Origin of the sequence: Nocardioides sp., assembly GCF_029937575.1 — a bacterium.
Classification (GTDB): Bacteria; Actinomycetota; Actinomycetes; order Propionibacteriales; family Nocardioidaceae; genus Nocardioides.
The window spans coordinates 20,776-35,389 of the sequence record NZ_JAPYPS010000012.1 but is presented as its reverse complement, the minus strand read 5'-3'; the positions used below and the strand labels follow the sequence as shown (position 1 = coordinate 35,389).

Genomic DNA, 14,614 nt, shown 5'->3' with positions numbered 1-14,614 from the left:
GACGTCAGGTCCTCAGCGCCGAGCCAGGTCGGCGGCGCCGATCATCCCGGCCCCGTTGGCGAGGGACGCAGCCCGTACGTCGAGGAAGGGCCGATGCCCGCGACCGGTGAGCTCGTTGACGAACGCCGTCCGGATCGGGTCGAGCAGCAGGTCACCCGACTCGCTCACGCCACCGCCGATCACCACCGCGCCAGGATCGAGCACGGCCGCGAGCGAGGCGATCGCCTCACCCAGCCACGTGCCGAGCTCGGCCAGCATCGCGACGGCGAACGCGTCGCCCTCGGTCGCGGCGCGGGTGATCATCGGGCCGTCGATCGCCAGCGTGTCCCCGCCGGCACGAGCGAGCAGGTCGGCTGCCTCGGGAGATCCGGCGAGAGCGCGCGTCTGGGTGACCAGGGCCGAGCCGCTCGCGTACTGCTCGAGGCACCCGAGGTTGCCGCAGCCGCACTGCCTCCCGCCGCGGACGACCCGGAGGTGCCCGATCTCACCGGCCGCACCGAAGGCGCCCCGGTAGAGGTCGCCCCCGAGCACGAGTCCACCTCCGACCCCGGTGCCGACGGTGATCATCAGCATGTCGTCGACGTCGGCCGCGGCCCCGAAGGCGAACTCGCCCCAGGCCGCCGCGTTGGCGTCGTTCTCGACCACGACGGGCAGGCTGACGCGCGACTCGATCTCCGAGCGCAGGTCCTCGTCACGCCAGGCGATGTTCGGCGCGAACATCACGATCGAGCGGCCGGCGTCGACGTACCCCGCGGCACCGATACCCACCGCGGTGACCTCGTGGCGCGAGGCCAGCTCGGTGACGAGAGCTGCGACGGCGTCCTCGACCGCGACCGCGTCGGAGGCCGGGGACTCGATCCGGTGCTCGGCCAGCACCTGCCCCTTCTCGTCGACGACGGCGCCGGCGATCTTGGTGCCGCCGATGTCGATCCCACAGGTCAGGCTCATGGTGTCTCGTCCTCGTCCAGGTCGATCCGCTCGACACCTCCCGGCTGGCCGGCCTGGCCGCCCGCCCCAGATCCGGGAGGCGGCAGGGTGGCCAGCATCCCGACGACGGCCTGCAGGAACGACGACGCCGCGCTCGCGAGGTGCGCCTTCACCTCCGGGCTGGTCTGTCGTACGACGTGCACGGTGCGGCAAACCGGGCAGTAGGTGCACTCGGGGGCGCCGGTGGCGATGTGGTCGTTGAGCTCCGACATGGTGGCCGCCGCGTGGTCGGCCAGCCCGCTGAGGCTCTCCCCCAGCCCGGCACCGAGCCCGGCGCCCAGCCCGGCGCCCAGCCCCGATCCCAGGCCGGCACCGAGACCGGAGCCGAGGCCACCGGAGGAGTCCTTGGCCCAGTCCGACAGGGCGCCCAGCAGCTTGGCCGCTTCCTCGCCCACGCTGCCGATCTCCTCACCGGACGGCCGGTCGTCGCCGACGCCACCGGCGTCGCCGGTTGCTCCGGGGTCCTGAGGATCCTGGGGGTCGCTCACGTCACTTCTCCTGTCCTGCGGGGGCCGGCTCACGGAAACGGACCCGTAGCTCTCCGTCCTCGACCCGTGCCCCGGCGACCCGCAGGCGGGCCAGGCCGGTCGGCATCGTCAACAGACGGCGGTAGGAGCCTACGGTCACGACGAGCTCGTCGCCGTTGCGGGCGAGCCCGACCTCGGCCCGACTGACGAAGGGCAGGGCCAGGTGCAGCACGGCCCCCTCGGTGGTGCGGGTGATCCGGAACGGTCCGTGCCCGACCGGCGGCGCGAGGGGGTCGACCCCGTCGTACACCTCGGTGGCCAGGCGTCGCAGCGACTCGACCCCCACCGGCTCCTCGGCGCGGTACTCCGAGCGCCAGATCGGCAGGCCGGCGAACGACTCGTCGACCTCGGCGAGCACGGCGTCCTGGGCGAGCACCCACCGAGCACGCCAGTCGTCGGCGTTCTCGCTGGGGAAGATCCGGTTGGCCACCACCCCGTCGACGCGGTAGCCGAACAGCGACAGGCTGGTGTAGCTGCGGCGCGCCTCGGCGAGGACCACGGTCTCGGGGGTCATCACGATCCGCACGCTCGCGTCGGGTCCCGACAGCAGCACCCGGACCTCGTCGAGCTCGGCGTGCAGGCGCTCGACGGCGTCGAAGACGGTGCCACCGGGCATCGGCACGCCCGCGGCCCGGCTGAGCACCGGCCGCAGCGCCTTCATCACGCGTTGCTGGGTCGGGAAGACGCGCTGCATGTACCAACCGAGCGCCTCGGGCAGGGCCAGCAAGCGGAGGGTCTCGGCGGTCGGCGCGCAGTCGACGACGATCACGTCCCACTCGTCGGAGAGCGCGTGCAGCCGCAGCTCCAGCAGAGCCAGGACCTCCTCGGCGCCCGGGATGACGGTGAGCTCCTCGGCCGCGACGGGGTCGACACCGGCGACGTCGAGCACGGACAGCAGGTAGCCCTGGATCTCGGCCCAGGACTGCTCGAAGCGCAGCTGGGCGTCGACCTGCTGCACGAACAGGCAGGGCGCCACCTCGGTGGGCTCGGAGCCGACCGGTGAGCCGAAGGCGTCACCGAGAGAATGGGCGGCGTCCGTGGAGAGCACGAGCGTACGGCGCCCCGCGGCCGCCGAGAGCGCAGCCGTCCCGGCGGCGACGGTCGACTTGCCGACGCCACCCTTGCCGGTGAACAGCACGATCCGCACGGCCACGAAGGGGTCGCCTCGACTCAGACCGGCTCAGGCGAGGGACTCGACGCGCTGCTTGAGCCCCTTCAGTGCGGTGTCGATGAGGATCTTCTCGCCCTTGCGCTTGATCAGCCCGATCATCGGGATGGCGACGTCGAGTGCCAGCCGGTAGGTGACCTCGGTCGACCCGCCGGTCTCCCGCAGGACGTAGGCGCCGTCGAGTGCGCGCAGCATCTTGCCCTCCACCAGGGTCCAGGTGACCTGCTTGTCGCCGTCCCAGTCGTAGGCGAGCGTGTACTCGTCCTTGATGGGCGAGACGTCGAGGGCGAAGAAGACCTCGCGGGCCCGGCCGCGGTGGTCGCCCGGCTCGCTCTCGCAGGTGCTGCGCACGTCGGCGGTGGTCACGCCCTTGGCCCACACCGGGTAGGCCTCGAAGTCGGCGATCACGGCCATCACCGCGCTGGCAGGGGCGTCGACGACGATCGAGGAGGTCGTCTGGTCGGCCATGAGTACCTCAGCAGTCTGGTTCGGGGGGAGCAGGTGCCGTCGCGGCACGTTCGGAGGCTACCGGACCCCGGTCCACTCGCGCCCCGCCCCGTCCCGCACCTCCGGTCCCCGGTCTGCCGGGTAGCGTTCCACCGGGTCGACAGCGCCGTCGACCCCCGGCGATCCCGTCGAGCCCCGTCGAGCCCGGTCGCACCTGCCCCGGCCCGACGTCATGGCTGTCCACTCCCCTCGTCAGGAGGAATCCTCGTGCGTGAGTACTCCACCCCGCTCGCCCTCGATCTCCCCGGGACGGGCAACCTGACCGACGACATCGTCCGCAACGCGGCCGAGGCCCCGGACGCGGTCGTGCTGGCTCGTCGCGCGGCGGAGAGCTGGATCGACGTCACGGCCCGCGAGTTCCTGGCCGAGGTCAGCCGCGTCGCCAAGGGGCTGATCGCCTCCGGCATCGAGGTCGGTGACCGCGTCGCCCTCGTCTCGAAGACCCGCTACGAGTGGACCCTGTTCGACTACGCCATCTGGTGTGCCGGTGCGGCCAGCGTGCCGATCTACGAGACCTCCTCGGCCGAGCAGGTCGAGTGGATCCTGCGCGACTCCGGCGCGGTGGCGGTCGTGGCCGAGAACGCCGAGCACCTCGCCCGGATCACCACCGTGCGCCAGAGCCTCGATGCGCTCCACCAGGTGTGGACCATCGACGACAACGCTGTCGAGGTGCTGGCCAGCCTCGGCGACGACGTCGCCGACGAGGCGCTGGAGGCACGTCGTACGGCGGCCGGACCCGACGACCTGGCCACCCTCATCTACACCTCGGGCACGACCGGTCGGCCCAAGGGCTGCATGCTCACGCACGGCAACTTCATGACCGAGCTGGGCGTGGCCGTCGACGAGCTCGACCAGCTCTTCGAGGGCGACGACGCCTCCACCCTGCTCTTCCTGCCGCTGGCCCACGTCTTCGCGCGGATCATCCAGATCGGGGCGATCAAGTCCCGGGTCCGGCTCGGCCACAGCTCCGACATCCGCCAGCTCGTGCCCACGCTGCAGTCGTTCCGCCCGACGTTCATCCTGGCGGTCCCCCGCGTCTTCGAGAAGGTCTTCAACACCGCCTCGCAGCGCGCCACGGCCGCCGGGCGCGGCTCGCTCTTCGACCGGGCCGCCGAGACCGCGATCGCCTACTCCAAGGGCCTCGAGAAGGGCCGTGTGCCCCTCGCCGTACGTGCCAAGCACGCCGTCTTCGACCGGCTCGTCTACGCCAAGCTGCGCGCCACCCTCGGCGGCGAGTGCGCGTACGCCGTGTCCGGAGGCGCCCCGCTCGGCGAGCGGCTGGGCCACTTCTACCGCGGAGTCGGGCTGACGATCCTCGAGGGCTACGGGCTCACCGAGACCACGGCGGCGGTCACCGTCAACCTGCCGGAGGCCCAGAAGGTCGGCTCGGTGGGGCGTCCGCTGGCCGGCACCACGGTGCGGGTGGCCGACGACGGGGAGCTGCTCTTCAAGGGGGGCCAGGTCTTCGCCGGCTACTGGGAGAACCCCGAGGCGACCGCGGAGGCCCTCGAGGGCGAGGGGTGGTTCCACACCGGCGACCTGGGCGAGGTCGACGACGAGGGCTTCGTCAAGGTCACCGGCCGCAAGAAGGAGATCCTGGTGACGGCGGGTGGCAAGAACGTCGCGCCCGCGGTGCTCGAGGACCGGCTCCGCGCCCACGCCCTGGTGAGCCAGGCCCTCGTGGTCGGCGACCGTCAGCCCTTCATCGCCGCCCTGGTCACCATCGACCCCGACTCCTTCCCCCTGTGGGCCAAGGCCCAGGGCAAGTCCGGGGAGGTCGCCGACCTGGTCGACGACCCGGAGCTGCTCGCCGAGATCCAGCGGGCCGTCGACGAGGCCAACACCGCCGTCTCCAAGGCGGAGTCGATCCGCAAGTTCCAGGTGCTGGCCGACGACTGGACCGAGGAGGGTGGCCAGCTCACGCCGAGCCTCAAGCTCAAGCGCAACGTGGTGATGCGGGAGTGCAAGGACGAGATCGCCTCGTTGTACGTGTAGTCGCCGTGTAGTCGCCGTGCGCGGCCTCGCAAGACAGATCCCTAGTGCGGGCCTGGTCATTCGTCACTCCTGACCCCCTCGCCGGCGCCCCATCTGCTGAAACAGCGGCGCTTTCGGGCGTGGAACCTTACGATCAGGCAGCAATTGTGGAGATACTCTCCGTGGGGGTTCGGGGCTGCCTACAGTGAGGCGTCCCGAGTACTAGCCCGGGCCGGCGCGATGGGACGCCGTACGGGACGTGAGAGTGGAGGGTGCAGGCATGGATCGACGCAGGATTCTCTTGGTCGTGGCCGTGATCGTCGCGGCGCTCGGGGCGGGGCTGGTCTTCGTCTACGCCCAAGACGCCGAGGACCGTGCCGCCGAGCAGTTCACCACCCGCAACGTGCTCGTCGCGACCCAGATGATCTCGCCCGGCGAGTCGGCCTCCGACGCCGCCGCGGCCAACAAGATCCTGTCCAAGCCGGTGCCGACCGACGAGATCCTGACCAACGCCACCGACGACGGCACCCTGCTCACCGACACCGTCGCCCTGACGACCATCTACCCCGGCGAGCAGCTGATCACCGAGAAGTTCGGCAGCGTCGACGAGGTCACCGCGACCACGCGCCTGACCGTCCCCAAGGGGATGACCGCGACGGCGATCACGCTCGACGACACCTCACGGATCAGCGGCTTCACGCCGGCAGGCACCCGGGTGGGCGTCTTCATCAGCGGCACCTTCGAGGACTCCACCGAGCCCGAGGTGCGCGTGCTCTTCAAGCAGGTCCTGATCCTGGCCAACGGTCTCGTGACCGTCGCGCCCCAGGTCGGCCCCGACGGCCAGCCCCTGCCCAGCGCCGACTCGGCTGCGCTCAGCCAGTACGTCCTCGCGCTCACCGCCCGTGACGCCGCAAAGCTCAAGCTCGCCCAGGACCTCGGCGACATCAGCCTCGTCCTGCTGCCCCCGGACACCCAGCTGAAGATCGGCGACCCGGTCTCCCCGGGCGACATCTTCGAGGGGAACTAGGCCCGCATGCCCGTTCTCGTCGAACCCGACACCCCGACGGTCACCTCGCTGCTCAAGGCGATGCCGCCGGGGTCCCACGGTGTCAGCACGACCGACCGGATGCGCGCCTGGCTCGACCAGCACCCCGACGAGTACGTCGTGGTCCTCGGCCCCGACCTCGAGCTCGACGACGCCCTGAAGATCGCCGAGGACCTGCGCACGACCAAGCCCACCGTCAGCGTGGTCCTCGTCGTCGCGGCCCTGGACACCCAGGTGCTCACCCGTGCGATGAAGGCCGGGGCACGCGACGTCGTCCAGGCCGACGACATCGGGGCGATCTCCGAGGCGATCAAGCAGGCCCACCAGCTCTTCGTGGCCCTGCGCGGGCCGTCGGGCGCCAAGAGTGTCGGCCGCGTGGTCACGGTCTTCTCGCCCAAGGGCGGCGTCGGCAAGACGACGATGGCGGTCAACCTGTCCCTCGCGCTGTGCGAGGGCGGCGCCCGCAAGGTGTGCCTGGTCGACCTCGACCTCGCCTTCGGTGACGTGGCGATCACGATGCAGCTCTTCCCGACGCACTCCATCGAGCAGGCGATCGGCTCGGAGGACTCCCTCGACTTCGCGATGCTGGAAGGGCTCCTCACCCGGCACCAGGACTCGATGATGGTCCTTGCGGCTCCCCCGCACCCGGACATCCGCGAGCGGGTCACCCCGGTCCTGGTCTCCCGGATCCTGCGCACGCTGAAGGAGGGCTTCGACTACGTCGTGGTCGACACCGCCCCCTCCTTCGACGACCAGGTGCTCACGGCCCTCGACGAGACCGACGAGTGCGTCATCGTGGCCACGCTCGACGTGCCGACCCTGAAGAACGTCAAGGTCGCCCTCGAGACCCTGGAGATGCTCAACATCGCCAGCGGCCACCGCCACCTCCTGCTCAACCGCGCCGACGACGCCGTCGGCATCGGCAGCGACAAGGTCGAGGCGATCCTCGGGATGCCCGTCGCAGCCTCGGTCTCCACGTCGATCGACGTCGCTGCCGCCACCAACGCCGGCACCCCGATCGTGACCGACCAGCCCCAGCACGGCGCCAGCTCGGCGATCGTGCGCCTGGCCTCGACCCTGGCCGGCGAGCCCGTCTCCGCCCCGATCTCCGACGACGCCGCCCAGCAGGACGAGCCGGCCGAGAAGGGCCGTCGGATGTTCCGCCGCAAGAAGGAGTCTCCCGCATGAGCACTCTGTCCGAGCGTCTCGAAGCGGCCCGCCGGGCTGCGCTGGTCGATGAGGGCGCCGACGGGGACGGCGCGGCCCAGGGCGACGGGGGCACCCCCGGCGCTCCGGGCGACGGGGCCACTCCGGCGGCCGCCGCCCCCGCCAACGGTGCCCCCGCTCCCAGCGCGCGCGCCGAGCGCGCGGCCGCCCCGCGCGTCTCCGAGCCCACCCCTGCCCGCCGGAGCATGGGCAGCGGCGCGACGGACCGGATCGACGAGCTCAAGAGCAGCGTCCACGTCGAGCTCCTCAAGCAGCTCGGTCCCCACCTGTACGACGCCGACATCGAGCCCAACGAGCTCGACCAGCGCGTGCGCGGTGTCCTGGCCGACGTGCTCAGCTCGCAGGACCGTCCGCTGAGCACCAGCGACCGGGCGCGGGTCACCCAGGAGATCAGCGACGACATTCTCGGGTACGGCCCGATCGAGCCCTACCTGCGTGACCCGGAGGTCTCCGAGGTCATGGTCAACGGCCACTCCTCGGTGTGGCTGGAGAAGAACGGCAAGCTGATGGCTGCCGACGCCACGTTCACCGACGAGGCCCACCTGCGACGCATCATCGACAAGATCGTCTCCCGCATCGGTCGTCGCGTCGACGAGTCGAGCCCGATGGTCGACGCCCGTCTGCCCGACGGCAGCCGGGTCAACGCCGTCGTGCCGCCCCTGGCCGTGGACGGCTCGGCGCTGACGATCCGCAAGTTCTCCGAGGACCCGCTGACCGTCGACGACCTGATCGACTTCGGCTCCCTGAGCCCGCAGACCGCTGACTTCCTCGACGCCTGCGTGCGCGGGCGGCTCAACATCATCGTCTCCGGCAGCACCGGCGCCGGCAAGACCACGACGCTCAACGTGCTGTCGTCGTTCATCCCCAACGACGAGCGGATCGTCACGATCGAGGACGCCGCCGAGCTGCAGCTCAAGCAGGAGCACGTCGTGCGCCTGGAGTCGCGCCCGTCCAATATCGAGGGCAAGGGCGCGGTCACGATCCGCGACCTGGTCAAGAACAGCCTGCGCATGCGCCCCGACCGGATCATCGTCGGTGAGGTCCGCGACGCCTCCGCGCTCGACATGCTGCAGGCGATGAACACCGGCCACGACGGCTCGATCTGCACCCTGCACTCCAACGGCCCGCGCGACACGCTCTCGCGCATGGAGACGATGGTGCTGATGGCCGGGATGGACCTGCCGATCAAGGCGATCCGCGAGCAGGTCGCCTCCGCGGTCGACCTGATCGTGCACCAGACGCGCTTCAAGGACGGCACCCGCCGGATCACCCACATCACCGAGGTGGAGCGGATGGAGGGCGACGTCATCACGCTGCAGGACATCTTCCTCTTCGACAACTCCCTCGGCTTCGACGGCGAGGGCCGCACCCTGGGCCGGATGCGCGGCACCGGGCTGCGACCGAAGTTCCTGGAGAAGATGTCCTACTCCAACGTGACCGTCGATCCGCTCATCTTCCACGAGGACCGGATGTGATCCGCCGGGCCGGAGCCGTACGTCGTCTCCTGGCCGGCGCTGCCGCCGGCACCGTGCTGGTCCTCAGCGCCGCCGCGGGCGCCCACGCCGCCGACGGTGACATCGTCAACGTCGACCGGACCGCGGAGGGACTCGACGTCTCCGTCAACGTCCCGGCCGACGTCGAGGTCGACCTGGACGGGGTCTCGGCCACGGTGGAGGGCGTCGGCTACCCGAGCGAGGCCTTCCGGCTCTCCGACGGCGACAGCCGCGTCACCCGCACCACGATCCTGGCGATCGACACCAGCGACTCGATGCAGGGCGACCGCTTCGAGGCGGCGATCAGCGCCGCCCGCACGTTCGTCGAGATCGTGCCGCCCGACGTACAGGTCGGCATCGTGGGGTTCAGCGGCGCCGTCGACACCGCTCTGGAGCCGACCACCGACCGCGAGGCCGCCTTCTCCGTCCTCGACGGCCTCGAGCTGAGCCGCGGCACACAGCTGTACGACGCCGTCCTCGCCTCGGTCGCGCTCGCGGGCGAGGAGGGCCAGGGCAGCGTGCTGCTGCTCTCCGACGGAGCCGATACTGGTACGACGTCGCTGCCCACTGTCCTGGCCGGCCTGGCCGACTCCGACGTCGTGGTCAACGTGGTTGCCCTCGAGCAAGGCCCCAAGGCCGTCGACATCCTGCGCCAGATCGCCGGTGAGCGCGGCCAGGCGATCAGTGCCGACAGCGAGGACCTGGCCGAGACCTTCTCGGCCGAGGCCGACGTCCTCGCGCGCCAGATCGGCGTCAGCATCGAGGTCCCGACCGAGGTGGCCGCGGGGCAGGTCTCCTTGCAGGTGACCCTGCCCTCGACCGGCGGCGACGTCGTCGCCTCCTCCACCCTGCTCCCCTCGTCCGCCGGCACCGCCGAGGCCGCCGACCCCATGCTCAGCGTGCCCGTCGAGACGCCCCGCACCAGCAGCGTCACCCTCCCCGACTGGGCGGTGTACGCCGGCATCGGCGTCTTCGGGCTCGGGCTCGCGGTCGCGCTGGCCATGATGGTCCCGGCCAAACCGGCGCCGATGTCCACCGAGGAGCGGGTCTCGACCTACACGACGGGGCTGGCGGGGACGCGACCCGGCGCCGCGACCGCGACCAAGGCCTCGCCCGAGGCGACGCTCACGCAGGCCAGCGATGCTGTCGGCAGCCTCCTCAAGCGCAACCGCGGCCTGGAGGAGAAGATCGCCCAGCGGCTCGCAGCCGCCGGCAGCGAGCTCAAGGCCTCCGAGTGGCTGCTCGTCCACGCCGCGGCCTTCGTGATCATCACGCTGGTCGGCCTGCTCATCGGTCGCGGCAACCTGGTCGTCGGGATCATCTTCATGGTCATCGGAGCCTTGGTGCCGTGGACTTACCTCGGCTTCCGAGCGAGCCAACGCCGCAAGAAGTTCGACTCACTGCTGCCCGAGACACTGCAGCTGATGTCGGGATCGCTCTCCGCCGGCCTGTCGCTCATGCAGTCCGTCGACACGATCGTGCGCGAGGGCGGCGAGCCGGTGAAGACCGAGTTTAAGCGGGTGCTCGTCGAGACGCGACTGGGTGTCTCTCTGGAGGATGCCCTCTCGGGCGTTGCCGACCGGTTCGACAGCCGCGACTTCCGCTGGGTCGTGATGGCGATCAAGATCCAGCGTCAGGTCGGCGGCAACCTGGCGGAGCTGCTCAACACCGTAGCCGAGACGATGCGCGAGCGGGAGTACATCCGCCGCCAGGTCGGGGCTCTGTCCGCCGAGGGAAAGCTCTCCGCTGGGGTGCTCGGGGCGCTCCCGCCGCTCTTCCTGCTGTACCTCGTCGTGGCTCAGGGCGACTACGTGGCCCCGTTGTTCAACGACATCCGCGGCATCATCATGATCAGCGCCGCCGCGCTCTGGCTGGGTGTCGGCGTCTTCTGGATGAGCAAGCTCGTCAAGGTGGAGGTCTGAGATGGTGCTCGTCTTCGTGCTGGGCGTGATCCTGGTGCTGCTGGCGATCGGCCTCGTCGCGATGTCGTTCAACCGCAACGAGAGCGGCGGCGTGACGCGCTCGCTCGCAGTCCTGGAGGCGATGACCACAGCGCCGGACGAGCTGAAGCAGGAGCTGGAGCGGCCGTTCGGCGAACGCGTCCTGGTGCCGCTCCAGGAGCGCTCGCTGCGTCTCGGTCGGCGACTCACCGGGTCCGACTCCGCAGTGCGGCTCCAGCGCAAGCTCGACTACGCGGGCAACCCCGGCGACATGGGCGCCGACCGCGTCGTGTCCCTCAAGGTCCTCGGCGCGTTCGTGTTCCTGATCGTCGGACTGGCGATAGCGCTCCTCCTCGGCGCAGACCTTCCGATTGTGGCGTTGACATCCCTGGGTGGCCTGGTCCTCGGCTTCTTCGCGCCCGATCTCTACCTCTACCAAACGGCTTACAACCGGGCGGAGAAGCTGCGGCGTGAGCTGCCGGATGCCATCGATCTCCTCACCATCAGCGTCGAGTCCGGGCTCGGCTTCGACGCGGCCTGCCAGCAGGTCGCCCGCAATACCGAAGGACCCCTCGCCGAGGAGTTCAACCGGATGCTCAGCGAGATGCAGATCGGGCAGAGCCGCTCGCAGGCGCTCCGCTCGATGGCGGAGCGCACCAACGTCGACGACGTCCGTGGGTTCGTCAGCGCCATGGTGCAGGCCGACTCCTTCGGCATACCCATCGGCTCCGTCCTGCGGGTGCAGTCGAGCGAGATGCGCGTGAAGCGCCGACAGCGGGCCGAGACCAAGGCGCAGCAGGTGCCGGTCAAGATCACCATCCCACTGATCTTCTGCATCCTGCCGTGCCTGTTCGTCGCGGTGATGGGCCCCGCGGCCCTGACCGTGATGGACAACCTCGGCTGAGCTGCCTTCATGCCACGTCGTCAACTGCTCCGGGTCACAGCCGGCGCCCGGATCTTCACCTTCCTGGCTGTGGGTGCGCCGGTGCTGTGGTATCGCGACGGGCAGGCGCTGGTCGCCCTCGGCGCTCTCGGCGTGCTGTGGGCGCTGGCGGTCATCGCCGAATCGCGTCGCGAGACGTGGCAGGTCGTGCCGGTGGCCGAGGCTGGGCTGGTCGGCCTGGTCTGCGGCCTGTCCGTGGTCGACTCCTCGGCCATCGTGGCGGCGCTGATCGTGCCGCCCTTCGCCGCGGCGCTGCTCGGGGGCCTGCGACCTGGCCTCCTCGCGCTCAGCTCGGAGCTGGTCTTCCTGGTGACCACCGGACTCGTCGTCAACGGCGCCCTCACTGCGGAGCAGGGCTTCACGATGTTCACCTGGTCCATGGGCGCGCTCGGCCTCGCCCTCATCGGCAACTTCGTCCACGGCTCGTCGCTGGGTGAGGTCAACGGCCTCACGCCCTATCTGGATGCCCAGCGCCTGATCCGCCAGCTCCTGGACCTCTCCGGCGATCTCGACTCCGGGCTGGACGTCATCTCGCTCGCCGGGTCGATCGCCAGCGACGTCCGCGATGCGCTCCCTACGTCGATCCTGGCCGTGTACCTGCCGCGAGGCGAGGTGCTGGTCCCTCTGGTGTCCAGCGCCGAGGATCGTCTGGGCGACACCTCCGAGGCCGAGGCGCTCGCCGTCGAGTCGTGGACGCGATCGGCTCCGCTCGTCCATGAGCGACGCTTCGCCTTCCCCCTGGGAGACGGAGCCGTCGTGGCGGGCGCACTGTCTCCGGACGCAGACCTCGCCGACGAGGAGGTCGAGCGTGTGATCCTCACGGTGTGCGATCAGGTCCGCTCCAAGGCCGTCCAGCTGGACACGGCACTGCTGTTCTCCGACTTCCGCGACCTCGCGTCGGCCGACGTCCGCCAACGACTGGCCCGGGAGATGCACGACGGGATCGCCCAGGACATCGCCTCACTCGGCTACCTGGTCGACGCCCTGGCGGCCAAGCCGGCCTCGGACAAGCAGGCGCAGCAGCTCGCGATGCTGCGCGAACGGATCACGAAGATCGTGGCCGAGGTCCGTCAGTCCGTACTCACCCTGCGCACCAGCATCGGTGAGTCGCAGAGCCTCGGTGCCGCGATCAGCTCGGTGGCCCGACACCTGAGCGACTCGTCCGGGATCCCGATCCAGGTCAGCCTGGACGAGAAGTCGACCCGACTGCGCCCCGAGGTCGAGTCGGAGCTGTTCCGGATCGCCCAGGAGTCGATGAACAACGCCATCAAGCACGCCCAGTGCAGCTCGATCGAGGTCGTGTGCCGGGTTCATGCCCCCGAGGCCGAGATCTCGGTGAGCGACGACGGCCGCGGGCTGCAGCAGGCCCGCGCCGACTCGCACGGTCTCAAGATCATGCGCGAGCGCGCCCGGCTGATCGACGGGGAGCTTCGCCTCGACTCCAACTCCACCGGTGGGCTGACCGTGTCGGTGCGCGTCGGCAATACCCTGGGTGCCTTCCCCGGCCCCACAGACGCTGAGAGAGTGAGCCCATGAGTGACGACACAGCCGCGCCGATCCGCATCCTCCTGGTCGACGACCACGAGTTGATCAGGAGCGGACTGGGCGCCGTCCTCGACCTGGAGGACGACATGGACGTCGTGGGCACCGCCGGCTCCGTGACCGAGGCGATCGCGCAGTACGAGGCTCTCTCCCCTGACGTCGTCGTCGCCGACCTCCAGCTCCAGGACGGCACCGGCCTCGACATCGTGCGCACGATCCGCAAGCAGAGCAACGACACCGGCCTGATCGTGCTGACGATGCACTCCGGCGACGACCAGATCTTCGCCGCCATGCAGGCCGGTGCCTCAGGCTTCGTCGGCAAGGACGCCCCGTCGTCCGAGGTCGTCCGGGCAGCCCGCCACGCCCACGTGTCGCCTCGCGCGTTCGTCTGCGCCGGACTCGTTGGCGCGATGATGCGACGGCGGTCAGGCGAGTCGACCAACCTCAGCGAGCGCGAGCACGACGTCCTGCTGTTGCTCGCCGACGGCCTTGGTGCCGCCGCCATCGGCGAGAAGCTCTTCCTCAGCGAGTCGACGGCCAAGTCTCACATCGCTCGGATCTACCAGAAGCTCGGTGCCGCCAACCGCGCCCAGGCGTTGGTGACGGCCATGAGGATCGGGCTCCTCTCCAGCATTCAGCCACACGAGGGCTAATACCACGCCGAACGGGACTGGTCCATAGTTCGAAGTGACCATTCGCCTCCACACGATCTCCTGATCTCGGAGCTCTGGCCAGGCGGCAGAGTATGACGCGTGAGGTTCCCTCACCGCAGCAGGGGAACCGCCCCCCAACCACCGAGACCTAGGAGTCGACAATGATCGAGTACCTCAGCATCATGCTCAACGCCCGCCGCGCCAAGCTCGACGAGCGCGGCGCCTCCGCCGTCGAGTACGGCCTGCTCATCGCCGGCATCGCCGCAATTATCGTCATCGTCGTCATCGCCCTCGGTGGGCAGATCAAGGATGCCTTCACCGACACCTGCACAGCTATCGGTAGCCGCACCGGCGCGCCGGCCACGGCCAGCTGCACCTGATTCTCGACAGGATGTCCGACATGCATGTGACCCATGTTGAACATCGCAAGCCGAAGCCCCGCGCTCGTTCTGAGCGCGGGGCTTCGGCCGTTGAATACGCCCTGCTCATCGCAGGGATCGCTGCCGTGCTTGTGCTCGCCATTCTCGCTCTGGGCGACGGCGTTCGAGATCTCTTCCAAGAGACCTGCGTCGAGGTCGGCAAGACATCGATCTCATCCTCGTGCTGAT

The 14,614-nt window shown here is 70.1% G+C and carries 14 protein-coding genes; 10 read left to right on the top strand and 4 right to left on the bottom strand.

Annotated features, from left to right (window positions below; all coding sequences use genetic code 11):
* Positions 1-12 precede the first annotated feature (12 nt).
* Genes Q1K33_RS06655 through Q1K33_RS06640 form a run of 4 tightly spaced genes read right to left on the bottom strand, consistent with a single transcriptional unit; the run spans position 13 to position 3,150 of the window.
* Positions 13-948, bottom strand: a complete 936-nt coding sequence (locus Q1K33_RS06655) for an ROK family glucokinase (RefSeq protein ID WP_300401972.1) — start codon at positions 946-948, stop codon at positions 13-15.
* Complete coding sequence (locus tag Q1K33_RS06650) at positions 945-1,475, bottom strand: hypothetical protein (protein WP_300401970.1); 531 nt, start codon at positions 1,473-1,475, stop codon at positions 945-947. Before Q1K33_RS06650 ends, Q1K33_RS06655 begins: the two co-directional genes overlap by 4 nt.
* A 1-nt stretch (position 1,476) precedes the next feature.
* Positions 1,477-2,667 (bottom strand): ArsA family ATPase, encoded by a 1,191-nt coding sequence (locus Q1K33_RS06645; RefSeq protein ID WP_300401968.1) that lies wholly within the window; start codon positions 2,665-2,667, stop codon positions 1,477-1,479.
* Positions 2,668-2,694: 27 nt separating this feature from the next.
* Positions 2,695-3,150, bottom strand: a complete 456-nt coding sequence (locus Q1K33_RS06640; protein WP_300401966.1) for an SRPBCC family protein — start codon at positions 3,148-3,150, stop codon at positions 2,695-2,697.
* A 246-nt stretch (positions 3,151-3,396) separates the two neighbouring features.
* Between Q1K33_RS06640 and Q1K33_RS06635 the strand changes: the two genes are divergently transcribed.
* The 10 genes from Q1K33_RS06635 (at position 3,397) to Q1K33_RS06590 (ending at position 14,613) form a co-directional block, all read left to right on the top strand.
* Complete coding sequence (locus tag Q1K33_RS06635) at positions 3,397-5,184, top strand: AMP-dependent synthetase/ligase (protein ID WP_300401964.1); 1,788 nt, start codon at positions 3,397-3,399, stop codon at positions 5,182-5,184.
* Positions 5,185-5,443: 259 nt separating this feature from the next.
* Positions 5,444-6,190, top strand: coding sequence for a Flp pilus assembly protein CpaB (gene cpaB, locus Q1K33_RS06630; RefSeq protein WP_300401962.1), 747 nt, complete (start codon positions 5,444-5,446; stop codon positions 6,188-6,190).
* A gap of 6 nt (positions 6,191-6,196) precedes the next feature.
* Complete coding sequence (locus Q1K33_RS06625) at positions 6,197-7,396, top strand: AAA family ATPase (protein ID WP_300401960.1); 1,200 nt, start codon at positions 6,197-6,199, stop codon at positions 7,394-7,396.
* Positions 7,393-8,910: a CpaF family protein gene (locus Q1K33_RS06620; RefSeq protein WP_300401958.1), complete on the top strand. Its 1,518-nt coding sequence runs from the start codon at positions 7,393-7,395 to the stop codon at positions 8,908-8,910. Before Q1K33_RS06625 ends, Q1K33_RS06620 begins: the two co-directional genes overlap by 4 nt.
* Positions 8,907-10,850, top strand: a complete 1,944-nt coding sequence (locus tag Q1K33_RS06615) for a type II secretion system F family protein (protein ID WP_300401956.1) — start codon at positions 8,907-8,909, stop codon at positions 10,848-10,850. The genes Q1K33_RS06620 and Q1K33_RS06615 overlap by 4 nt, the downstream gene beginning before the upstream one ends.
* Before the next feature lies 1 nt (position 10,851).
* Entirely contained in the window at positions 10,852-11,772 is a 921-nt protein-coding gene (locus tag Q1K33_RS06610; RefSeq protein ID WP_300401954.1) for a type II secretion system F family protein, read from the top strand.
* 9 nt (positions 11,773-11,781) lie between these two features.
* Positions 11,782-13,347 (top strand): sensor histidine kinase, encoded by a 1,566-nt coding sequence (locus Q1K33_RS06605; RefSeq protein ID WP_300401952.1) that lies wholly within the window; start codon positions 11,782-11,784, stop codon positions 13,345-13,347.
* Positions 13,344-14,006, top strand: coding sequence for a response regulator transcription factor (locus Q1K33_RS06600; RefSeq protein WP_300401950.1), 663 nt, complete (start codon positions 13,344-13,346; stop codon positions 14,004-14,006). The genes Q1K33_RS06605 and Q1K33_RS06600 overlap by 4 nt, the downstream gene beginning before the upstream one ends.
* Before the next feature lie 161 nt (positions 14,007-14,167).
* The gene (locus Q1K33_RS06595; protein WP_300401948.1) at positions 14,168-14,386 is read left to right on the top strand and encodes a Flp family type IVb pilin; all 219 of its coding nucleotides are present in this window, start codon (positions 14,168-14,170) and stop codon (positions 14,384-14,386) included.
* Between the two features lie 11 nt (positions 14,387-14,397).
* A complete protein-coding gene (locus Q1K33_RS06590) occupies positions 14,398-14,613 on the top strand; it encodes a Flp family type IVb pilin (RefSeq protein ID WP_300401946.1) in 216 nt (71 codons plus the stop codon).
* Position 14,614: the final 1 nt, after the last annotated feature.